At 72.7% G+C, this 20,549-nt stretch carries 23 protein-coding genes and 1 pseudogene; 7 read left to right on the top strand and 17 right to left on the bottom strand.

Annotation, left to right across the window (positions count from 1 at the left end):
- Positions 1 to 249: 249 nt before the first annotated feature.
- The 3 genes from FHS34_RS25590 (at position 250) to FHS34_RS25600 (ending at position 3,125) form a co-directional block, all read left to right on the top strand.
- A complete protein-coding gene (locus FHS34_RS25590) occupies positions 250 to 2,046 on the top strand; it encodes a thiamine pyrophosphate-requiring protein (RefSeq protein WP_184969433.1) in 1,797 nt (598 codons plus the stop codon).
- A 73-nt stretch (positions 2,047 to 2,119) separates the two neighbouring features.
- Positions 2,120 to 2,497, top strand: a complete 378-nt coding sequence (locus FHS34_RS25595; protein ID WP_184969435.1) for a DUF2795 domain-containing protein — start codon at positions 2,120 to 2,122, stop codon at positions 2,495 to 2,497.
- A gap of 85 nt (positions 2,498 to 2,582) precedes the next feature.
- Positions 2,583 to 3,125, top strand: a complete 543-nt coding sequence (locus tag FHS34_RS25600; protein WP_184969437.1) for a type 1 glutamine amidotransferase domain-containing protein — start codon at positions 2,583 to 2,585, stop codon at positions 3,123 to 3,125.
- Positions 3,126 to 3,265: 140 nt separating this feature from the next.
- On the opposite strand, the gene FHS34_RS25605 is transcribed toward FHS34_RS25600, so the two are convergent.
- The 3 genes from FHS34_RS25605 to FHS34_RS25615 all read right to left on the bottom strand — a co-directional run bounded on the left by FHS34_RS25605 (position 3,266) and on the right by FHS34_RS25615 (position 6,161).
- Positions 3,266 to 3,553 carry a DUF6158 family protein gene (locus FHS34_RS25605; protein ID WP_184969439.1) on the bottom strand — a complete coding sequence of 96 codons (288 nt, stop codon included), beginning with the start codon at positions 3,551 to 3,553 and terminating at the stop codon, positions 3,266 to 3,268.
- A 139-nt stretch (positions 3,554 to 3,692) separates the two neighbouring features.
- Positions 3,693 to 5,312 (bottom strand): ABC-F family ATP-binding cassette domain-containing protein, encoded by a 1,620-nt coding sequence (locus FHS34_RS25610; protein WP_184969441.1) that lies wholly within the window; start codon positions 5,310 to 5,312, stop codon positions 3,693 to 3,695.
- A 192-nt stretch (positions 5,313 to 5,504) separates the two neighbouring features.
- Positions 5,505 to 6,161 (bottom strand): histidine phosphatase family protein, encoded by a 657-nt coding sequence (locus tag FHS34_RS25615; protein WP_184969444.1) that lies wholly within the window; start codon positions 6,159 to 6,161, stop codon positions 5,505 to 5,507.
- Positions 6,162 to 6,242: 81 nt separating this feature from the next.
- Between FHS34_RS25615 and FHS34_RS25620 the strand changes: the two genes are divergently transcribed.
- Both FHS34_RS25620 and FHS34_RS25625 read left to right on the top strand, forming a co-directional pair.
- A complete protein-coding gene (locus FHS34_RS25620) occupies positions 6,243 to 7,736 on the top strand; it encodes a bifunctional phosphatase PAP2/diacylglycerol kinase family protein (protein ID WP_184969446.1) in 1,494 nt (497 codons plus the stop codon).
- 151 nt (positions 7,737 to 7,887) lie between these two features.
- A complete protein-coding gene (locus tag FHS34_RS25625) occupies positions 7,888 to 8,709 on the top strand; it encodes a methyltransferase domain-containing protein (RefSeq protein WP_184969448.1) in 822 nt (273 codons plus the stop codon).
- Between the two features lie 58 nt (positions 8,710 to 8,767).
- On the opposite strand, the gene FHS34_RS25630 is transcribed toward FHS34_RS25625, so the two are convergent.
- The 13 genes and pseudogenes from FHS34_RS25630 to FHS34_RS25690 form a co-directional block, all read right to left on the bottom strand.
- Entirely contained in the window at positions 8,768 to 9,049 is a 282-nt protein-coding gene (locus tag FHS34_RS25630; protein ID WP_184969450.1) for a gas vesicle protein K, read from the bottom strand.
- Positions 9,046 to 9,234: a gas vesicle protein gene (locus tag FHS34_RS25635; RefSeq protein WP_184969452.1), complete on the bottom strand. Its 189-nt coding sequence runs from the start codon at positions 9,232 to 9,234 to the stop codon at positions 9,046 to 9,048. The genes FHS34_RS25630 and FHS34_RS25635 overlap by 4 nt, the downstream gene beginning before the upstream one ends.
- Complete coding sequence (locus tag FHS34_RS25640; RefSeq protein ID WP_184969454.1) at positions 9,231 to 10,007, bottom strand: GvpL/GvpF family gas vesicle protein; 777 nt, start codon at positions 10,005 to 10,007, stop codon at positions 9,231 to 9,233. The genes FHS34_RS25635 and FHS34_RS25640 overlap by 4 nt, the downstream gene beginning before the upstream one ends.
- A complete protein-coding gene (locus FHS34_RS25645) occupies positions 10,004 to 10,354 on the bottom strand; it encodes a gas vesicle protein (RefSeq protein WP_184969456.1) in 351 nt (116 codons plus the stop codon). Before FHS34_RS25645 ends, FHS34_RS25640 begins: the two co-directional genes overlap by 4 nt.
- A complete protein-coding gene (locus tag FHS34_RS25650) occupies positions 10,351 to 11,562 on the bottom strand; it encodes an SRPBCC family protein (protein WP_184969458.1) in 1,212 nt (403 codons plus the stop codon). Before FHS34_RS25650 ends, FHS34_RS25645 begins: the two co-directional genes overlap by 4 nt.
- On the bottom strand, positions 11,559 to 12,239 hold the full coding sequence (locus tag FHS34_RS25655; protein ID WP_184969460.1) for a DNA primase: 681 nt from the start codon (positions 12,237 to 12,239) through the stop codon (positions 11,559 to 11,561). The genes FHS34_RS25650 and FHS34_RS25655 overlap by 4 nt, the downstream gene beginning before the upstream one ends.
- Complete coding sequence (locus tag FHS34_RS25660) at positions 12,236 to 12,499, bottom strand: gas vesicle protein GvpG (protein WP_184969462.1); 264 nt, start codon at positions 12,497 to 12,499, stop codon at positions 12,236 to 12,238. The genes FHS34_RS25655 and FHS34_RS25660 overlap by 4 nt, the downstream gene beginning before the upstream one ends.
- Positions 12,500 to 12,529: 30 nt before the next feature.
- Positions 12,530 to 13,300 carry a GvpL/GvpF family gas vesicle protein gene (locus FHS34_RS25665; protein ID WP_184969464.1) on the bottom strand — a complete coding sequence of 257 codons (771 nt, stop codon included), beginning with the start codon at positions 13,298 to 13,300 and terminating at the stop codon, positions 12,530 to 12,532.
- Complete coding sequence (locus FHS34_RS25670) at positions 13,297 to 13,722, bottom strand: gas vesicle structural protein GvpA (RefSeq protein WP_184969466.1); 426 nt, start codon at positions 13,720 to 13,722, stop codon at positions 13,297 to 13,299. The genes FHS34_RS25665 and FHS34_RS25670 overlap by 4 nt, the downstream gene beginning before the upstream one ends.
- A 65-nt stretch (positions 13,723 to 13,787) precedes the next feature.
- The gene (locus FHS34_RS25675; RefSeq protein WP_184969468.1) at positions 13,788 to 14,165 is read right to left on the bottom strand and encodes a gas vesicle protein GvpO; all 378 of its coding nucleotides are present in this window, start codon (positions 14,163 to 14,165) and stop codon (positions 13,788 to 13,790) included.
- 104 nt (positions 14,166 to 14,269) lie between these two features.
- Positions 14,270 to 14,978 (bottom strand): annotated as a pseudogene (gene ligD / locus FHS34_RS25680) (non-homologous end-joining DNA ligase LigD).
- On the bottom strand, positions 14,975 to 16,822 hold the full coding sequence (locus FHS34_RS25685) for a transketolase (protein WP_184969470.1): 1,848 nt from the start codon (positions 16,820 to 16,822) through the stop codon (positions 14,975 to 14,977). The pseudogene ligD and the gene FHS34_RS25685 overlap by 4 nt, the downstream one beginning before the upstream one ends.
- Before the next feature lie 33 nt (positions 16,823 to 16,855).
- Positions 16,856 to 18,403: an NAD(P)/FAD-dependent oxidoreductase gene (locus FHS34_RS25690; protein WP_184969472.1), complete on the bottom strand. Its 1,548-nt coding sequence runs from the start codon at positions 18,401 to 18,403 to the stop codon at positions 16,856 to 16,858.
- A 215-nt stretch (positions 18,404 to 18,618) separates the two neighbouring features.
- Between FHS34_RS25690 and FHS34_RS25695 the strand changes: the two genes are divergently transcribed.
- Positions 18,619 to 19,575, top strand: a complete 957-nt coding sequence (locus FHS34_RS25695) for an LLM class F420-dependent oxidoreductase (RefSeq protein ID WP_184969474.1) — start codon at positions 18,619 to 18,621, stop codon at positions 19,573 to 19,575.
- Between the two features lie 94 nt (positions 19,576 to 19,669).
- Here the strand turns inward: FHS34_RS25695 and FHS34_RS25700 are convergent, their stop codons facing one another.
- Positions 19,670 to 20,116, bottom strand: coding sequence for a phage holin family protein (locus FHS34_RS25700; protein ID WP_184969476.1), 447 nt, complete (start codon positions 20,114 to 20,116; stop codon positions 19,670 to 19,672).
- 80 nt (positions 20,117 to 20,196) lie between these two features.
- Here FHS34_RS25700 and FHS34_RS25705 point away from each other — a divergent pair, with 80 nt between their 5' ends.
- Complete coding sequence (locus FHS34_RS25705) at positions 20,197 to 20,547, top strand: VOC family protein (protein ID WP_184969478.1); 351 nt, start codon at positions 20,197 to 20,199, stop codon at positions 20,545 to 20,547.
- Positions 20,548 to 20,549: the final 2 nt, after the last annotated feature.

Here is a 20,549-nt window from a genome sequence, read left to right on the forward strand (position 1 = left end):
GCACCCGGGTACGGGGGCACGCGTCGTGCCCTCGCTGTCATCACAGCCCGCGCGGGGCCGTACCGCGCGCGGCCGGAGCCCATTCGCGGGACGCGTGGGGCCGGCCGGGTGACGGCGCAGGCGACGGGCCCCCGGGGCTCCGCCGTCCGCACCCCGGGCGGGCCCCGGAGGTTTTCCGTCCCCCTCGCAGGTGACTCGGTATGGGCTGACCGGATCGTCCGCTTCGCACTGCACCGGGGAGGTCTCTCGATGAGCACCAAGGTCTCGGACCACATCCTTGAGCGCCTGCGCGCTTGGGGCGTGGAACAGGTTTTCGGCTATCCGGGCGACGGCATCAACGGGTTGCTCGCAGCCTGGGGCCGCGCCGAGGACCAGCCGCGGTTCATCCAGTCCCGGCACGAGGAGATGTCCGCCTTCGAGGCGGTCGGGTACGCGAAGTTCTCCGGCCGGATCGGAGTGTGCGCGGCGACGTCCGGGCCCGGGGCCATCCACCTGCTGAACGGCCTGTACGACGCCAAGCTGGACCATGTGCCGGTGCTGGCGATCGTCGGCCAGACCGACCGGACCGCGATGGGCGGCTCCTACCAGCAGGAAGTGGACCTGCACACGCTGTACAAGGACGTCGCCTCGGAGTTCGTGGAGACGGTGACGGTACCCGAGCAGCTGCCGAACGTACTGGACCGGGCGATCCGGACGGCGTACGCCCGGCGCTGCCCGACCGCGCTGATCATCCCGGGTGACGTGCAGGAACTGGACTACTCGCCGCCGACGCACGAGTTCAAGATGGTGCCCTCCAGCCTGGGCATGAGCGACTACACCGCGACACCGACGGACGAGGCGCTGCGCCGGGCGGCGGATGTGCTGAACGCGGGCGACAAGGTGGCCGTCCTCGTCGGCCAGGGCGCGGCGGGCGCGGTCGTGGAGGTGCGGGAGATCGCCGAGCTGCTCGGCGCCGGGGTGGCGAAGGCGCTGCTCGGCAAGGACGTGCTGAGCGACGAACTGCCCTATGTGACCGGGCCGATCGGTCTGCTGGGCAGCCGGCCGTCGTACGAGCTGATGCGGGACTGCGACACGCTCCTGACGATCGGTTCGTCGTTCCCGTACACGCAGTTCATGCCGGACTTCGGCAAGGCGCGCGGGGTCCAGATCGACATCGACCCCCACATGATCGGCATGCGCTATCCGTACGAGGTGAATCTGGTCGGGGACGCGCAGGCCACGCTGCGGCGGCTGATCCCGTTGCTGGACGGCGACCGGGGCGGCCGCGAGTGGTACGACACGGTGTGCGCCAACGTGAAGCGCTGGCACGAGACGATGGAGCGGCGGGCCGGTCTGAAGGCCGACCCGATCAACCCGGAGCACGTGGCCCGGGCGCTGGATCCGCTGCTGCCGGACAACGCGATCCTGACCTCGGACTCCGGTTCGGTCGCCAACTGGTACGCGCGGCACATCTCGATGCGGCCGGGCATGCGCGGGTCGCTGTCCGGGACGCTGGCGACGATGGGCCCCGGTGTGCCGTACGCGATCGGGGCGAAGTTCGCGCACCCGGACCGGCCGGTGTTCGCGCTCGTCGGGGACGGGGCCATGCAGATGAACGGCCTGGCGGAGATGATCACGGCGGCGAAGTACCGCGACCGCTGGTCGGATCCGCGGCTGGTGGTGGCCGTGTGGAACAACCAGGACCTGAACCAGGTGACGTGGGAGATGCGGGCGATGGAGGGCGCTCCGTCGTTCCTGCCCTCCCAGTCGATCCCGGACGTGCAGTACGCGGAGTTCGCCCGCTCCCTCGGGCTGACCGGCATCCGGGTGGAGAAGCCGGAGGACGTGGAGGCGGGCTGGCGGGCCGCCCTGGAGGCGGACGGGCCGGTGGTGATCGAGTTCCTCACCGACCCGGCCGTGCCGCCGATCCCGCCGCACGCCACCTGGGAGCAGATGGAAGCGACGGCCGCGTCGGTCCTGAAGGGCGACGCGGACCGCGGCTCGATGATCAAACAGGGGCTGAAGGCGAAGGTCCAGGAGTTCCTGCCGGGCCGGCAGAAGCAGTAGCCGTGCGCGGACCCGGTGTCGGACCGACGGCACCGGGTACGTGGTGCGGACCTTCGACCCTCTGGAGGGAGACATGCAGCGAGGCAGTGACCGGCTGAGCGTCCATCGGGACGACGAGATGAAGCACGAGCTGAAGGGCCTGCTGCGGTCCGGGCATCCGACACGTGCCGAGGAGTGGCACGATCCGGAGCCGGCCGCGGACGACGACCCGGAGGTCTGGAGCGGACCGGTCGGTGGTCTGGGATCCCCGGCGACGCTGGAGCGGACCCGGCTGGAGCTGGCCCGGCACCTGGGTCGGCACGCCTTCCCCGCGAAGCCGGGCGAGCTGGCCCGGGCGCTGCGCCGGGGCAACGCGCCCGGCGGGCTGGTCGACGCGGTGGCCGGGCTGCGGCACGGCGGCCGGTACGACAACGTCCAGCAGTTGGCGGAGGCGCTGACGGGCGGTGCGTGAGACGGGGCCGGGTACCCGGGAACGCCCGGGACGGCTCGGTCGACGTGGGCGACGCCCTCCATAAACTGAAAGGAAGCTGAGGATCATGCGTATCGCGTTTCTGGTGGCCCCCGAAGGCGTCGAGCAGGTCGAGCTGACCGAGCCGTGGAAGGCGGCCGCGGACGCCGGGCACGAGCCGGTCCTGGTGTCGACCGAGTCCGGGAAGATCCAGGCGTTCAATCATCTGGACAAGGCGGACACGTTCCCCGTGGACGAGGTGGTGGGTGAGACGTCGGCCGGGTCGTTCGGCGGTCTGGTGCTGCCGGGCGGGGTCGCCAACCCGGACTTCCTGCGTATGGACGAGAAGGCCGTCGCGTTCGTGAAGGACTTCTTCGAGCAGGGCCGTCCGGTCGCCGCGATCTGCCACGCCCCGTGGACGCTGGTGGAGGCGGACGTCGTGAGCGGCCGGGTGCTCACCTCCTGGCCGAGCCTGCGGACGGACATCCGCAACGCCGGCGGCACCTGGGTGGACGAGCAGGTGAAGATCTGCGACCACGGGTCCAACCAGCTGGTCACCAGCCGCAAGCCGGACGATCTGCGGGCGTTCTGCGACGCGTTCCTGCACGTGTTCGCCGGCGAAACCGGCTGACCGGGCCCCGAGGCGCGTGAGGGCCGGCCCGTCACGGGCCGGCCCTCACGCGTGTGCCGCGGGCCGGGGTCCTGACCACCCGCGCGCGCGTGCCGCCGGTCGGAGTGCCGGCGTGCGCGGAGACCCCCGGGGGCCGCCGGTCAGGTTCCCGACGTGCGCGGAGTCGCCGCCTCGCCGCAGTGGCGCTCGCGGGCGCCCTCGCGGGTGCGGCCCGCGCTCACCAGACGGCGCGGGTTGCGGCGCAGATACTCGCCCTCCAGCTGTGCCATCCGCTCGTTGTGGGCCCGCAGTGCGTCGTTCGAGCCGTACAGGAGTGTGTCGTGGCGCGTGCGGTGGATCGTCTCCAGCTCCTTCATGAGCTGCTGGTCGTCCAGCCGGCTGGGGTCGACTCCGGTCATGGTGGTGCCCCGCTCGTCGTGTTCGTTCATGGGCTACGGGTACCCGCCCGGCACGCACTCCCCCGAGCGATTTCCGGGAGGAATCCATGGAGCTCGCGTTCCTGAGTCCACTGTACGAACATCCGGGGTCCCGGGCCTCCGCATCCGGGGGTGCGAGGCGGACGTGGGCTCACCGGGCCCGCTCGACGCGCCGTTCGTCCCAGACCGGCTCCGGGGTCTCGCGGACCCGGCCGTCGCTGCCGAAGACCAGGAAACGGTCGAAGGAGCGGGCGAACCAGCGGTCGTGGGTGACCGCGAGAACCGTGCCCTCGAACGCCTCCAGCCCCTCCTGAAGGGCCTCGGCCGACTCCAGGTCGAGGTTGTCGGTGGGCTCGTCCAGGAGCAGCGCGGTGACGCCGGCCAGTTCCAGCAGCAGGATCTGGAAGCGGGCCTGCTGCCCGCCGGAGAGCCGGTCGAAGGTCTGCTCGGCCTGCTGGGTGAGTTCGTAGCGGCGCAGCCGGGACATGGCCGCGCCCCGGTCCTGGGCGTGCTCCTTCCACAGGATGTCCAGGAGGGTGCGCCCCCGCAGCTCGGGGTGGGCGTGGGTCTGCGCGAAGTGGCCGGGTACGACCCGGGCGCCCAGCTTCCACTCCCCCGTGTGCGTGACGTCCTCACCGGCGAGCAGCCGGAGGAAGTGGGACTTGCCGGAGCCGTTGGAGCCGAGGACGGCGACCCGTTCGCCGTAGAAGACCTCCAGGTCGAACGGCTTCATCAGGCCGGTCAGTTCGAGTCCCTGGCAGGTGACCGCCCGTACGCCGGTGCGGCCGCCCTTCAGCCGCATGGTGATGTCCTGCTCGCGGGGCGGCTCGGGCGGGGGGCCGGCCTCCTCGAACTTGCGCAGGCGGGTCTGCGCGGCCGCGTACCGGGACGCCATCTCGTGGCTGACGGCGGCGGCCTGACGGAGGTTCAGGACCAGCTTCTTCAGCTGGGCGTGCTTCTCGTCCCAGCGGCGGCGCAGCTCCTCGAAGCGGGCGAAGCGTTCGCGGCGGGCGTCGTGGTAGGTGGCGAAGCCGCCGCCGTGCACCCAGGCGTCCGCGCCGGCCGGTCCCGGCTCGACGGAGACGATCTTCTCGGCGGCGCGGGCGAGGAGTTCGCGGTCGTGGGAGACGAACAGGACCGTCTTGCGGGTCTCCTTGAGCTGCTGTTCCAGCCACCGCTTGCCGGGCACGTCGAGATAGTTGTCCGGCTCGTCCAGCAGCAGCACCTCGTCGGTGCCGCGCAGCAGCGCCTCCAGCACGAGCCGTTTCTGCTCGCCGCCGGAGAGGGTGCGCACCTGCCGCCACTGGGCCCGCTCGTAGGGCATGCCCAGTGCGGCCGTGGTGCACATGTCCCACAGGGTCTCGGCCTCGTAGCCGCGGACCTCGGCCCAGTCCGAGAGTGCCTGCGCGTACTGCAGCTGGGCCGCCTCGTCGTCGACGGTCATGAGGGCGTGCTCGGCCCGGTCGACCGCTTCCGCCGCCTGGCGGATGCGGGGCGGGGCGACGGAGACGAGCAGGTCCCGCACGGTCGTCTCGTCCCGTACGGAGCCGACGAACTGGCGCATCACGCCGAGGCCGCCGCTGACGGTGACGGTGCCGCCGTGCGGTTTGAGCTCACCGGAGATCAGCCGCAGCAAGGTGGTCTTGCCGGCGCCGTTCGGGCCGACCAGGGCGACGGCGGCACCCTCTCCGACCCGGAAGGAGACATCGCCGAGCAGCGTCCTCCCGTCGGGGAGGTGGTACTCGAGGTGCGCGGCTTCCAGATGTCCCATGGGGAGGCATTCTCCGGGGCGCCCGGGGCCCGGGGCAAACGCATATGTGGTGGCACCCGGCGACCGCGGCCCCCGACGCCCGCGGCGGCGGGGCGCCCGCGCCCGAGCGGCCCCTCGTACGGTTCCGCGCCACGGCGGACCCGGGCGGCCGGGGCGGACCCGGGCGGCCGGGACGGCCGCCCGGCAGACGCGTCACCCGGCCGCGCCCAGCGCCTCTCCCGCGGGACCGCCCTCACCGGCGGGTTCCACCACGGCCCCCTCCCAGGTCAGGGCCTGCCAGCCGGCGGACGGGGACCCCTCCAGGATCACCACGCCGGTGTTCTCCAGCGGGCGGGCCGCGGCGAAGGCGACGCCGACGTTGCCGGCGCGGGCGGCGGTCCACACACGGATGGCGGCGCCGTGGCTGATCATGACGACGGCCCGGGCGCCGCTCGCGGCGGCCTCGGCGATCACCGCGTCGTACCGGGCGAGGGCCTCCTCGCCGCTCTCCCCTCCGGGCATGCGCAGGGCGGTGTCCCCGGCCGCCCACGCGAACACCGTGCGCAGGTACCGCTCGCCCTCGGGGGTGTGCCCGGGCACCATCTCCAGGTCCCCGGCGGACAGCTCGCGGATGCCGTCACGGACGACGACGTCCAGGCCGCGGGCGGCGGCTAGCGGGGCGGCCGTCCGCTGGGTGCGGATCAGCGTGGAGGCGTAGAGGGCCTCGATGTCCTCGCCGGCGAGCGCCTCGGGCAGGGCCGCGGCCTGGGCCTCGCCGAGCGGGGTCAGTCCCGGCCCGGGTACGGCGGTGTCCAGCAGGTGGTCCACGTTGGACGGGGTCTGGCCGTGCCGGACGAGGAGCAGGCGCATCCGGGGGTACTCCCTCCCGTGCCGGGGGGACGCCGGCGCTCGGGGACACAAGAAGCGGGCACTTCAGGGTAACCGCACCCCATGAGCCCAGACCTGGACCTGACTCCCCTGCAGACCGGCCGCAGCGCCCTGCGCCGGCTGCTCGACCTCGACTCCGGCGTGTTCGAGGCGGCCGCCGCCCGGCACTGGCCCGGAGCCGAGCGGGTGCTGCCCCGCCTGAGCCGCAGCGCGAACCACGGGGTGCTGTGGTTCGCCACGGCGGCCGCGATGGCCGCGAGCCGCACCCCGCGGGCCCGCCGCGCCGCCGTACGGGGAGTGGCCTCCCTCGCCCTGGCCTCACTGACGATCAACACCATCGGCAAGCGCTCCGTGCGCCGGGCGCGGCCGGTGCTGGACCCGGTGCCGCTGGTGCGGCAGCTGAAGCGGCAGCCGATCACCACCTCGTTCCCGTCCGGGCACGCCGCGTCGGCGGCCGCGTTCGCGACCGGGGTCGCGCTGGAGTCCCCGGCGTGGGGCGCGGTGGTGGCGCCGGTGGCGTTCTCGGTGGCGGCCTCCCGGGTCTACACCGGGGTGCACTTCCCGAGCGATGTGCTGGCCGGGGCGGCGCTCGGCGCGGGCGCCGCCTTTCTGGTGCGGCGCCTGGTGCCCACCCGGGCGCAGCTGCGGGGGCCGGTGCGGCCGCGCGCCGAGGTGCCGGCGCTGCCCGAGGGCGAGGGCCTGGTGATGGTCGCCAACCAGGGCTCGGGCACCGCGGACCGGGTGCGGGCGCTGCAGGCCGCGCTACCGAAGGCGGAGATCGTCGAGTGCCCCCCGGAGGAGGTCGCGGACGCGCTGGCGAAGGCGGCGTCCCGGGCGCGGGTGCTCGGGGTGTGCGGCGGCGACGGCACCGTGAACACGGCCGCCGAGCTCGCCCTGCGCCACGACGTGCCGCTCGCGGTGCTGCCCGGCGGCACCCTCAACCACTTCGCCTACGACCTGGGAGTGGAGGACGAACGCGATCTGGCCCGGGCGATCCGGCACGGCGAGGCGGTCCGGGTGGACGCGGGCCGCTTCGTCACCGCGGACGGCTCGGGGCTGTTCCTGAACACGCTGAGCCTGGGCGTCTATCCGGAGCTGGTGCGGGAGCGGGAGCGCTGGTCGCACCGGATCGGCGGCTGGCCGGCGGGGGTGCTCGGCGCGCTGCGCGTGCTGCACGCCGACCGGCATCCGCTGGAGGTGGACCTGGGCGGTGAACGGCGCCCGCTGTGGCTGCTGTTCGTCGGCAGTGGCGTCTACCACCGCATGGGGCTGTCGCCCGGCCGTCGTACCGATCTGGCGGACGGACTGCTGGACGTGCGGGTGGTGCACGGCAGCCGCCGGCCGGCGCTCAGGCTGCTGGCAGCGGCGGCGGCCGGCCCGTTGACCCGCTCTCCCGCGCACGCGGCGGTCCAGGTGAACCGGCTGCGTCTGACGGGCCTCGCGCCCGGCACCCCGCTGGCCTACGACGGCGAGGTCACGTCGGTGTCGGGCGAGGTACGGCTGGAGAAGCTGCCGGAGGCCCTGACCGTGTACCGCCCGCAGAACACCAGCGCCTGACACACGGCGTCCGGCACATCACGCCTGACACATCGTCAGTCCATATTGCAAAACGCATATCTCATCATTCGGCACCCGCGCGTACCGTGACGCGTACCGCGGGGGTGTCGCCCGGCACCGGGCCCGCGGTACGACGAGAAGGGGCCGAGCCATGCCGGAAGCACAGGAGACCGCCGTCTACACGCACGGGCACCACGAGTCGGTGCTGCGTTCGCACACCTGGCGGACCGCCGCCAACTCCGCGGCCTACCTGCTCGGTTCCCTGAAGCCCCATATGAAGGTCCTGGACATCGGCTGCGGTCCGGGCACCATCACCGCCGACCTCGCGGAACTGGTCCCGGACGGCCATGTCACCGGGGTCGACCGGGCGCCGGGCGTGCTGGAGCAGGCCAGGGCGACCGCCGTCGGCCGCGGCCTGGCCAACGTCGACTTCGCGGTCGCCGACGTGCACGCCCTGGACTACCCGGACGACACCTTCTGCGTGGTCCACGCCCATCAGGTGCTGCAGCACGTGGGCGACCCGGTACGAGCGCTGCGCGAGATGCGCCGGGTGACGAGGCCGGGCGGGTTCATCGCCGCCCGGGACGCGGACTACGCGGCGATGACCTGGTATCCGTCGGTGCCGGGCCTGGACGACTGGCTGGACCTGTACGAGCGGGTGGCCCGCGCAGGCGGCGGCGAGCCCGACGCCGGGCGCCGGCTGAAGGCGTGGGCGCGGGCCGCCGGGCTGACCGATGTCACCGCCACCGCCGGCACCTGGACCTTCACCACCCCCGAGGAGCGTGCCTGGTGGAGCGGCCTGTGGGCGGACCGCACCCTGGTTTCCGCCTACGCGGAGCGGGCCACGGCGGGTGGGCACGCGACACCGGATCAGCTGCGGGCCGTGTCCGAGGCGTGGCGGGAGTGGGGCCGGCACCAGGACGGCTGGTTCGCGGTCCTGCACGGGGAGATCCTGTGCCGTAAGGAGGCCTGATCGGGAGTTCCCGGGCCACCGCGCCGGCAGGGTGCGGGGGACGGCCGGTGGCGTGAGCTCACTCGCGGGGAAGCAGCGGTCCGAGCGGGCCGAGGTCCAGGTTCAGGTCCTCGGGGCGCAGCCCGTAGCGGTCGCGCAGCTCGGCCATGCGCTCCTCCAGGAGCATCAGGGTGAGCCCGATCCGCTCCTCCTGCTCCTCGGTCAGCGTGCCGGTGTCGAAGCGGCGCACGGCCTGCCGTTCCATGAGCTGGCGCAGCAGCTCGACCACGGTCAGCACCAGTTTCACCAGGTCACGCTCGACCGTGTCGGGTTCCAGGTCGAGCCGCTTGCGCGCGCTCACACGACCTCCTCGAAGGGTGAGGGGACCGCTTCGTTCACCGAACTGATCAGCGCGTTCAGGTCGATGCGGACCAGGTCGACGTCCGCGATCCGCAGGGTGATGTCGCCGGTGATGACGACTCCGCCGGCCAGCAGCCGGTCGAGCAGATCGACGAGTGCGATCTCGCGTCGTTCGACGACGGTCACGATGCGGCCTCCCCCGTGAACGAATAGGCGGCCCACGGGCCGGTGAGTTCCACCCGGAGCCCGGCTGCCTCGTCCTTCGTACGGTCCACCAGTTCCACGAATTCCTCGGAGTGCTTCCGGGACACCAGATAGGCCGCGTTGAGCACGTTCTGGCCCCGCGCGCCGGAGAGCGCGGCGTTCTGCGCGGGGTGCAGCCGGAATTCCTCGGCGCGCTCGGCGAGGCGCTCGTGCAGTCCGTGGGCGAACCGTTCGGCCCGCTGCCACTGTTCCTCGCGCGCGTGGCTGCTCTCCCGCCGGCGGCGCAGGTAGTCCCGCCCGCTCGCGGGCCGCGCCGGGGAGGGAGCCGGCTCGGCGGACTCCGCGGACTCGGCGGTCTCGGTCTCCACGTACACCTTCACGCCCCACTCCACCCGGTCGTGCAGCCGGTCGAGCAGGGACCGGAAGTGCTCCTCGCGGGCCTCGATCATCGTGCGTACCGCGCTGTCGTCGCGGAAGACGGTCGCGAGCCGCAGCGGCAGCGGGGTGGTGACCGTGGTGAGCGCGTCGACCACGCCCTCGTGGGCGCGGGCGGTCGCGGCCAGCCAGTCGAGGTCCTCCAGATGCGCCTTCAGCGCCTCTTCGCAGAAGTCCGCCTCCGGGACCGTACTGACCACCGCGACCAGCCCGTGGTGGTGCAGCAGCGCCGGCGGGGCGCCCCCGATGCCCGTCAGCTCGGCCTGCAGGGGCGTTCCGAAGGGGCGGCATACGGCGTACACGTACCGCAGTCCGGTCATGGTGCCTCCTTCGGAGCGCGAGTGCGGCGGCCCGGTTCCAGTGCCAGTTCCTCCAGCCGGGCCAGCCGTTCGCGCAACTCGGCGTTCTCCCGGGTCAGCTCGTCCCGGCGGGCCCGGGAGGAAAGGGCAGGATCGGTCTCCCACCAGTCGATGCCCATCTCCTTGGCCTTGTCGACCGAGGCGACGATGAGCCGCAGTTTGACGGTGAGGAGCTCGATGTCGAGAAGGTTGATCCTGATGTCCCCCGCGATGACGACACCCTTGTCGAGGACGCGTTCGAGGATGTCGGCGAGGTTCGCCCCCGACCCCTGTCCGTAGGGCTCGGGAAAGCGGCTGGGCGTCGTCATCGACGGCCCCCGCGCCCGGCGTACTCGGGTTCTTCCTCCTCGTACTCGGCGCCCTCCTCTTCCTCCTCAGGCTCCTCGCCTTCCTCGTCGCCTTCGGCCTCGTCCTCGTAGGAGCCCTCTTCCTCCTCCTCGGGTTCTTCCTCCTCTTCGGGCTCCTCTTCCTCGTCCTCGTAGGTGTCCGCCTCGTCCTCGTAGGGTTCCTCTCCCCCTTCCTCCTGCTCTCCCTCTTCCTCCGGCTCTTCGGCTTCGCCCTCCTGCTCTTCGGCTTCGCCCTCCTGCTCCTCGGCTTCGCCCTCCTGCTCCTCGGCTTCGCCCTCCTGCTCCTCCTCGGCCACCGCGTCCTCATGGCTGCGGACCACTTCGCCGTCGCGGATCTCGCCGCGCCAGCTGTCCTCCGCCTCGCCCTTGAGGGTGATGAAGCGGGCGAAGTGCTTCAGGTCCAGCCTGGCCCGGCGGCCCTGGGCGCGCCAGATGTTGCCGGTCTTCTCGAAGAGGCCGGTCGGGTAGTACTCGATGACCAGCAGCACCCGGGTGAGGTTCTCCTCCAGCTTGTGGAAGGAGACGACGCCCTTGGTGGTGCCCTTGGCGCCCTCCGACGTCCACTGGATGCGGTAGTCGGGTATCTGCTCGGTCGTCTTCGCCTTCCAGCTGCGGCTGGACCAGAAGATCTTCGCCTGCCAGTCGGAGTGGGTGTCGTCGGAGCGGCTGGCGCTCTTGACGCCCTTGGCGAAGCTGCTGAAGCTCTGGTACTGGGTCCACTGGTCGTAGGCGGTGCGTTGCGGGACGCCGACGTCGATGGACTCCATGATGACGGTGGGCTTCTTGCCCGCGCCGCCCTTTTTGCCCTTGCTGCCCCCGAGGCTTCTGACGGCGTTCATCACCTTGTCCTTGACTCCGGAGCCGCCCAGCTCGATCGCGGAGCGCAAGGGGCCCTTGCCCTCGGCGAGCTTGCGGCCGCCCTCCAGCGCCAGCTTGGCGAAGCCGGGGCTCTTGCCCTCGGCGATGTCGTTCAGCTTGCCGGTGGTCTCGCCGAGCTTGCGGCCGAGCCCGGTCAGCATCTTCGTGGCCTGCGCGGACAGATACTCCTGTGCCTCCGCCTTCAGCCGGTCGGCGGCCTCGCTGTGGGCGAGGTCGGACAGCGGGTTGCCCTGGGCCGCGCCCTTGGCCTTGCCCGCCGCCGAGCCCGCGGATCCGAGGGTCTCGGTCATCGGTCATCGCCGCCCTTCGGCCGGCCGCCGGTGGCACGCTGGGCGGCACCGCCGGCCGAGGCCGTCTTCTTCGCGGCCGTCTTGCGGGCCGCGCTCGTCTTCTTGGCCGCCGCCTTCTTCGCGGGAGCCGTCTTCTTGGCCGCGGCCTTCGTGGCGGAGGGCTTCTTCCCCGCCGCCTTCCCGGCCGGCCCCTTGCGGCGCGGCTCGTTCTCCCGGGCCCCGCCGTCGTCGCGGTCGCCCCGGTCGTCGCCGTCGTCGCCGCGGTCCTCGTCCTCCTGGCCGGCGGACTCCTCGTAGGCGTCCTCGTCGCCCTGTTCGTCGTCCTCCCCGTCGGACTCCCCGTCGGAACCGGACGGCAGCACGCCGGAGAGCTGGTCGCGCACCTGGGAGGTGCGGCCGTGCAGCCGGTCGGCGAGCGCGTTCATCTGCCGCTCGGCCATCGCACCGGTGGCGGCCTTGCCGACACCTCGCAGGTCCTGCCGCAGCTGGTCCCCGATCTCCTTGAACTGGGGGTTGTTCTTCAGCTGCTGGTTCACCACGTCCGCGAGCATCTTCGGACTGAGGTTCATCTTCTTGCCGGCCACCAGGGAGCCGACCGCGAGCGCCATTTTCAGCTTCTTCGTGCGCCCGAGCAGATATCCGGCCCCTACGGCGAGGCCCATCGCAGTTCGGTTCATCGTCCCGTTCCGTTGCCTTTGGTTTCGCCGGAGCGCAGGGCGATCTCCAGCCGGTCGAGCAGTTCGTCCTCGCGCCGGTCGAACTCCTCCTCGGTGATCTCGCCCGCCTCCAGGTCCTCTTCGAGGCGGGCGAGTTCGGCCCGTACGGTGGCGGGGTCGTAGTAGATCCGTTCCGCCTCGCGGAGCACCTGCCTGATGGCCCACGCGCTGCCCCGCACGGGTGCGAACGGCAGCAAGAGCACTTCGCCGATCAGTCCCACGGTGGTCTCCTTCCGCTCGGGCCGGGAGCGCTACTGCGCGCCGGCGTCCGCGCCGGCCGCCCGTCCGGCGGGCTGGGCCGGGCCGGGCTCGACGAAGCTGTACGGCGGCAGCGGGCCGTTGACCCGCAGATCGAGATGAGGGTGGTCCTTGCGGACCTGCTCGACGGTGCCCAGGAAGCGCTCGGCCGAGTCCCTCGGGACCAGGAACGACACGTTCAGCAGCCAGCCGGTGGACTCGGGGCCCACGCTGACGGCCGCGGTGTCCGGTGCCAGCAGGCTCTCCACCCGGCCGGCGTCCTCCGTCTCCTTGGCCTTGACGGCGGCGGCGACCATCTCGCCGAGACGGATCTTGTCGTCGTAGCCGCCTCCGCCGGAACGGCGGTTGGCCTCGGCGAGGGCACGCACCTCCGCGTTCTCGGCCATCACCAGATGCAGGACGGCCTCTTCGACATGGGTGGCCTTGACGTTGTACTCGACCTTGCCCTCCAGCTCCCGCAGCCGCTCCGCGTAGTGCTCCGCCCGCTCGCTGAGCACCTGGGCGACGGAGTCGTCGTCGGGGGCCACGCTGCCGAAGCGCATGGGCAGGACACAGCCGGCGGCGCCGGCCTCGGCGAGCACGTTCTGGTGCGCGAGCAGGTCCCGGCGCTTGGGGCGCAGATCCTCCGGGGAGTCACTGACCACGGCGGCCAGCTCACCCGCCGTGAGGACGCGCACCGTGCGGGCCGGCTCCCCCACACCCGCCATGCCCTCGGGCAGCGCGGGGTGCGACCGGGCGGTGATGCCGTAGACGTAGGTGCTCACTCCTGCTCCTCCTTACGGCGCGCCGGAGCCTTCCGGGCGCGTGGCCGGGACTCGGTCTCCTCCCCTTCCTGGCGGGCCTGGTTGAAGGCGTCGGAGATGGTCTGCGCGGCGCCGGACAGCGCGCCCTTGGACTTGCCGCGGGCGCCGGACTCGGTGACGTCGCCGACGATCTCGGGGAGTCCCGGGCTCTTGCGCGGGCCTGCCTCCAGGTCGAGGCGGTTGCACGCCTCGGCAAAACGCAGGTAGGTGTCGACGCTGGCCACCACGACGCGCACATCGATCTTCAGGATCTCGATGCCGACCAGGGAGACGCGCACGAACGCGTCGATCACGAGCCCGCGGTCCAGGACCAGCTCGAGTACGTCGTAGAGGCCGCTGCTGCCGCCTCCGCCTCCGGTCTGCTGTGCCGGAACTACAGTCATGCCGACGATTCCTCCTCGTGCGTATTCGGGGCACGCTCTGTGCGGGCGGGGTCACGGACGGTGGCTCAGCGGCCACCGCGCGGATCTGCCCTCCCCCGCTCGTAGCGGCGGACGCGGCGGTATCCGGTCAGCTGGCCCCGCAGGTCCAGTTCGACCTGGTAGCTCGCCATCAGGCTCATGGTGTCGGGGACCCTCTCCAGTTCGAGGACCTCCATCTCCAGTGCCCAGCCGTCCTCGGTCTGCTCGAACAGGGACACCGACTCCGGTGCGAGGCCGGTGAGTTCCGCGAGCTGGGCGCGCGCCTGGCGCAGCACCTCCATGGGAGCCGGACGGTCGTCGTCCGCCGCGTGCCTGTCTGTGGTGTTCTCTGTCTCTTGTGGCTCCTGGGAATCTTGTGATTCCCGTGAACCCTGTGAATGTGAAGTGTTTTTTGCGTTCGACATGGCCACCTCTCCCCTGCGTGTGGCCGCCACATCCTTGGCCAAACCTCAGGAGCGGAGCGCGTGTGACGGGAACGCCGTCGCCCCTGGTCGGAGGGGTACGTGGGTCAGCCACGCAGTGCCGCGAGGCGGCTCCGGGGCCCCTTCAGGGAGCGGCCGCGGCTCGGCACACCGGCCCAGGGACCGGTGCGTGCCGGGTCCACGGCGTCCGAAAGGGTCCAGCGACGGGCGTCGACGCCGGGATCGTCCACCTGTTCCCAGGTTAGAGGCACCGCCACGGGCGCGCCCGGGCGGACGCGGACGGCATAGGGGGCGACGGCGGTCTGGGCGTAGGCGTTGCGCTGCACGTCGAGGTACAGGCGGTCGCCGCGGTCCTGTCTGCGGGCGGCGGTGGTGAGCCGGTCCGGGTGCCGTGCCGCGGCGAACCCGGCCACGTCGAGGGCGAACGCCCGTACCTCGTCGAAGTCCTGGCGGCCGTCGAGCGGGACGACGAGGTGCAGTCCGCGCGAGCCGGTGGTCATCGGGGCCGCGGGCAGGCCGAGTTCGCCGAGCAGCTCGCGCAGCCGGGCGGCGGCCTCCCGGACGGCCGAGAAGTCGTCCCCGGGGTCCCCGCGGGCCCAGGCAGCGCTCCAGCATCAGCGGACGGCCCCGCAGGTGCGGCAGCAGATACGGGGCGACAGCCCGGTAGTAGTCGGCGAGGTCGCCCTTGGTGTACTCCTTCGCACCCCCGCCGCCGGGGAAGAGCACCTTCCCCGGCCGCTGGATCCGGACCGTGCGGCGGCCCGCGCGAATGGCCCGCGCGCCGCCGCCGCTCATCGCACGACCGCCTCCTCGATCAGCAGACGGGCCGCCGCCGCGATGGCCACGGCGTCGATGCCGGCCGCGTGCAGCTGCTCGTCGGGGGCGGCCGAGCCCGGCATGGTGCGCACCGCGAGCCGGACCAGGCGGGGCACCGGCCGCCCGTCGCCGAACGCCTCCGCGACGGCGTCCCCGAGACCGCCCTCGGGGTGGTGGTCCTCCACCGTGAGCAGGCAGCCGGTCTCCTCGGCCGCCCGGCGCAGGGTCTCGGCGTCGACGGGCTTGACGGAGTACAGGTCGATGACCCGCACCGCGATGCCGTCCTCCGCGAGCCGGTCGGCGGCGGCCAGCGCCTCGAACACGGTCACCCCGGCCGCGACGACCGTCAGCCGGTCGTCCTCGCCGGCGCGCAGCGTCTTGCTGCCGCCGACCGGGAACTCCTCGTCGGGACCGTAGATCACCGGGGTCTTGCCGCGTGAGGTGCGCAGATAGCGGATTCCGTCCAGGCCGGCCATGGTGGCGACCAGCCGGGCGGTCTGGTTGGCGTCGCACGGGTACAGCACCGTGGAGCCGTACACGGAGCGGAACGTCGCCAGGTCCTCCAGGCCCATCTGGGAGGGCCCGTCCTGGCCGATGGAGACACCGGCGTGCGAGCCGACCAGGTTGATCCCGGAGCCGCTGATGGACGCCATGCGCACGAAATCGTGGGCGCGGGTGAGGAACGCGGCGAAGGTGGAGGCGTACGGCACCCAGCCGCGCGCGGCGATGCCGACGGCCGTGGCGACGAGCTGCTGCTCGGCGATGTAGCACTCGAAGAACCGGTCGGGGTGGGCCTTGGCGAACTCCTCGGTCCGGGTGGAGTCGCCGACCTCGCCGTCCAGGGCGACGACGTCCCCGCGGGCGGTGCCGAGCGCGGCGAGGGCCGTGCCGAAGGCGTCCCTGGTCGCGGCCTCTTCGCCCTGGTCGTAACGCGGCAGCTGGACGACCTCGGTGGTGAGCGAGCGCAGCGCGGCGGCGGCCTGCGGCTCGGAGACGCGCACGCGCAGGTCGCGCTGCCCGCCGAGTTCGGCGACGGCCTCCTCCGCCTCCGGCAGCGGTTTGCCGTGCAGTCCCTCGCGGTCCTCGACGGAGGCCACGCCCTTGCCCTTGAGGGTGCGGGCGAGGATCACGGTGGGCTGCCCGGTGGTGGACAGCGCCTCCCCGTAGGCCCGGTCGATCGCGTCGACGTCGTGTCCGTCGATCTCGATGGTGTGCCAGTCGAAGGCCTGGAAACGGCGGGCGTAGGCGTCCAGGTCGTGGCCGTGCCGGGTGGGGCCGCGCTGGCCGAGCCGGTTGACGTCCACGACGGCGATCAGGTTGTCCAGGTTCTCGTATCCGGCGTGTTCGGCGGCCTCCCACACCGAGCCCTCCGCCAGCTCGCTGTCGCCGCACAGCACCCACACCCGGTAGCCGGTCCGGTCCAGGCGCTTGCCGGCGAGGGCGATGCCGACACCGACCGGCAGGCCCTGGCCGAGGGATCCGGTGGCCGTCTCCACCCAGGGCAGCCGGCGGGGTGTCGGATGGCCCTCCAGCCGGCTGCCGAGCTTGCGGAAGGTGACCAGCTCGCCGTCCTCGACGGCGCCGGCCGCCTTGTACGCGGCGTACAGCAGCGGGGAGGCGTGCCCCTTGGAGAGCACGAAGCGGTCGTTGGCGGGGTGTTCGGGGCGCTCGAAGTCGTAGCGCAGGTGGTGCGCGAGCAGGACGGCCAGCAGATCGGCGGCGGACATCGAGGACGTCGGGTGCCCGGATCCCGCGGCGGCGGACGCCCGTACGCTGTCCACGCGCAACTGCTGTCCCAGTTCGGCGAGTTCGTCGGTGTTCATGAGTCTCCTCGGTCTCCTTGCGCTCGGTGGCGCTCAGTCGGGGGTGTCCGCGGCGTCGGGGGTGTCGGTGCGCTTGACGGGACCGGGGGCCGGGTGGTCCGGCCCGCCCTTCGCCGGCTCCCCGCCGGGCTGGTTCTTCGCGGGCTCACCGCCGGGCTGGTTCTTCGCGGGCTCACCGCCCGGCTGGTTCTTCGCGGGCTCGTCGGTCCGCCGGTTCCGGTGCTCGTCGTGTGTCATGGGTTCGTCTCCTGCGGGTGCGGGCGGTCGCTCCGGGCCGCCCGGTACCCGCGCCAGCTCCGGTGATGCCGTGTCCAGCGGGACCGACCACGCCCGTACGAGGCCCAACTGGACGCCCTGGCGCGGGAGCAGGGCGTCCAGCAGCCAGTCGGCGGCGACCCGGACGCGGTTGCCGGGCAGCGCGGCCAGGTGGTAGCCGCGGGTGACCGCGCCCGCCGCCGGGCCGGACAGCGGCACGCCGAACGGGTTCGCGGCGGCCTGGACACCGCCGAGGTCGACGGCGAAGCCGAGGTCGCGGTGGCGGTACGGGCGCCGGCGCCGGCCGAGGCCGAGCGAGGCGGCCGCGTTCTCCCCGGCCACCCGGCCCTGCCGCCAGGCGTGCTGGGCCGTCATGGGCGTGAACTTGCCCGGATTCTCCAGGTCGGGCACGGCGGCGGCGTCCCCGCAGGCGAAGACCTCGGCGCGGCCCGGCAGTTGCAGGTACGGGTCGACGATCAGCCGCCCGCGTTCCAACGGCTGTTTGACGGCCTCCACCAGCGGATCGGGCCGTACCCCCACACACCACACCAGGGTCCGGGTCGCCACGAACCGCCCGTCGGTGAGCAGCACCCCGCCCCGGGTGGCCTCCCGCACCGACGTGCCCATCCGCACCTCGACGCCGCGCGACCTCAGCACCCGGTCGGCCGTGCGGGACAGCCGCTCGTCCAACTCCGGCAGCACGCGCGGCGCCACGTCCAGCAGGATCCAGCGGGGGCGCAGGCCGCGCGGCAGCGGGTGACGGCGGGCCAGCCGGTCGGTGAGCATCTGCAGCTGCGCGGCCACCTCGGTCCCCGTGTAGCCGGCGCCGACCACCACGAAGGTGCACCGGGCGGCGCAGCTCTCCGGGTCCTCCTCGGCGGAGGCCAGTTCCACCTGCCGGGTCACGTGGTCGCGCAGGTACAGCGCCTCGGGCAGGCCGCGGAAGCCGTGCGCGTGCTCGGCGACGCCGGGGATCGGCAGCAGCTTGTTGACACTGCCGACGGCCAGCACCAGCCGCTCGTAGCCGAGGCTGCCGGAGCCGCCTTCGGGGCCGCTGTAGTGGACGGTATGACCGTCCAGGCCGATGTGCTCCGCCTCGCCGAGCACCAGGCGCACCCCGCGCAGCGTGCCGGGCAGCGACACGGTGACCCGGCGGGCCTCCAGGACGCCGGCGGCGACCTGGGGCAGCAGCGGCAGATACAGGAAGTAGTCGGTCGGGTTGAGCAACGTGATCTCGGCACGGTTCCGGGTGAGGCGGGCCAGCGTGCGGGCAGCCCGGTACCCGGCGAAACCGGCGCCGACGATCACGACACGAGGTCGGCTCACGGTGCGCCTCCGGCGGTGTGGCTCGTCCGAGGCCTTCCGCGTAACCGGGGCGGGGGCACCCAAACGCCGGGCGGGTCACCCGTACGCCGGTCCGAGCACCCGAACGCCGCCCCCGTCCTGCCCTCCCGCGGCGGCGTTTCGCCCGGTCGCGCACGGTTACCCGGGCCGGGTCCGGATCCCACCACACCCGATCACGCCCGCGCGGAGGTCTTCCCATGCCCGAGTACGGCTATTTCCTGTCGGCCGAGGAACACGGCCCCGCGGCCCTCGTCGAGCAGGCCCGGATGGCCGAGCAGGCCGGCTTCCAGGCGCTGTGGATCTCCGACCACTATCACCCGTGGAACGACGCGCAGGGGCAGAGCCCGTTCGTGTGGTCGGTCATCGGAGCGCTGTCGGAGGCCGTCTCGCTGCCCATCGAGACGGCCGTGACCTGCCCGACCGTGCGGATGCACCCGGCGGTCGTGGCGCAGGCCGCAGCGACCGCGTCGGTGATGACCGAGGGCCGTTTCCGGCTCGGGGTCGGCACCGGTGAGGCGCTCAACGAGCACATCCTCGGCGACCGCTGGCCTCCGGCTCATGTGCGGATGGAGATGCTGGAGGAGGCGATCCAGGTGATGCGCCGGCTGTTCACCGGCGAGGAGGTCAACCACCAGGGCACCCACTACACGGTGGAGAACGCCCGCCTCTACACCGTCCCCGACGAGCCCGTCCCGATCGACGTCTCCGGCTTCGGCCCGAAGGCGACCTCGCTGGCCGCGCGGGTGGGCGACGGCTACATCACGATGATGCCGGAGGAGGAGATGGTGACCCGGTACCGCAAGGGCGGGGGCGGGGCCAAGCCGGTCAGCGGCGGAACGAAGGTCTGCTACGGGACGGACCGCGAGGAGTGCGTCCGTACGGTGCACGGGCTCTGGTACAACGAGCTGCTGCCCGGTGAGATGGGGCAGGTGCTGCCCTCGCCACGGCACTTCGAGCAGCTGCGGGAGCTGGTCACCGAGGACATGGTGCGGGAGCGGGTCGTCTGCGGGGACGATGCGGAGCGGCATGCCGAGGCGCTGCGGGAGTTCACGGACGCCGGGTTCGACCGGGTGTACGTGAACCAGATCGGGCCGGATCAGCAGGGGTTCTTCGACTTCTACCGCACGAAGGTGCTGCCGCGGCTCGCCGGGTGATTGGGGGGCGGTGTGTGGGGGCCGGTGGGTCGTGGCTTGGCGCGCAGTTCCCCGCGCTCCTGGGGTGGCTGGGCCGGGCGGCGGTCGGGAGTTGTCAGGCTCGGTGGTGGGGGATGTCCGGAGGGGTGTCCGGGCGGGGCGGGGCGGTGGAGGGCATCGGGGGGTAGGGGGTGCCGAGGCCGCTCGGCGGGGCTGCCGGGGCGGTGCCGCCGAGGACATGGTGCGGTTCGTGCGGTCCGTGCCGGTGGTGCCCGGAGTGGGCCATGCCGCGCAGCAGGTAGGCCACGGCCCCGAGGGCGGCCGCGGTGATCAGGGCCGCGGCCCAGCCCGGCAGGCCGATCGCCAGGGCGAGGCCCACGGCGAGGGCCACCGCGGCGCCCGCGTACAGGGCGACGGCGCCGGACGCGGCGTACAGCATGGCGGTGCGCCGTTGCTTGCGGGACTGCTCGCGCAGTTCGTCACGCACCGTCTCGCGCGCCACCTGAGCCAGCTCTTCGACCAGGTGCCTGTCCAGATGTTCCAGGTGATCAGAACCGTTCATACCGTGCGGGTACCCGCCCGTCACGGCGGGTAACGCGAGGACGCTGCGCCCCGCGGGCGGCCCCAACTAGGCTCGGTCGCATGGAGATTCTGGGCGCCTCGCTGCGCATCTGCGTCGACGACCTCGAAGCCGCGATCCCGTTCTACGAGCGTCTGTCAGGCGGCAGAGCGCTGCGTTTCCGGCGCGGCGGCGTGGAGGTCGCCGCGGTCGGCTCCTTCCTGCTGATGAGCGGCCCGGAGGAGGAGCTGGAGATCCTGCGCAAGGTGGCCGCGACGATCGCCGTCAAGGACGTGGACGAGGCCCACCGGCTGCTCACCGAGCTGGGGGCCCGGGTCGTCGCCGGGCCGGTGCCGACGCCGGCGGGCCGCAATCTGCTGGCGGTGCACCCGGACGGGTCGGTCTTCGAGTACGTGGACCAGCGCGGCGGCTGAGC

This window comes from Streptomyces echinatus (assembly GCF_014203595.1).
In the GTDB taxonomy this organism is placed as follows: Bacteria; Actinomycetota; Actinomycetes; order Streptomycetales; family Streptomycetaceae; genus Streptomyces; species Streptomyces echinatus.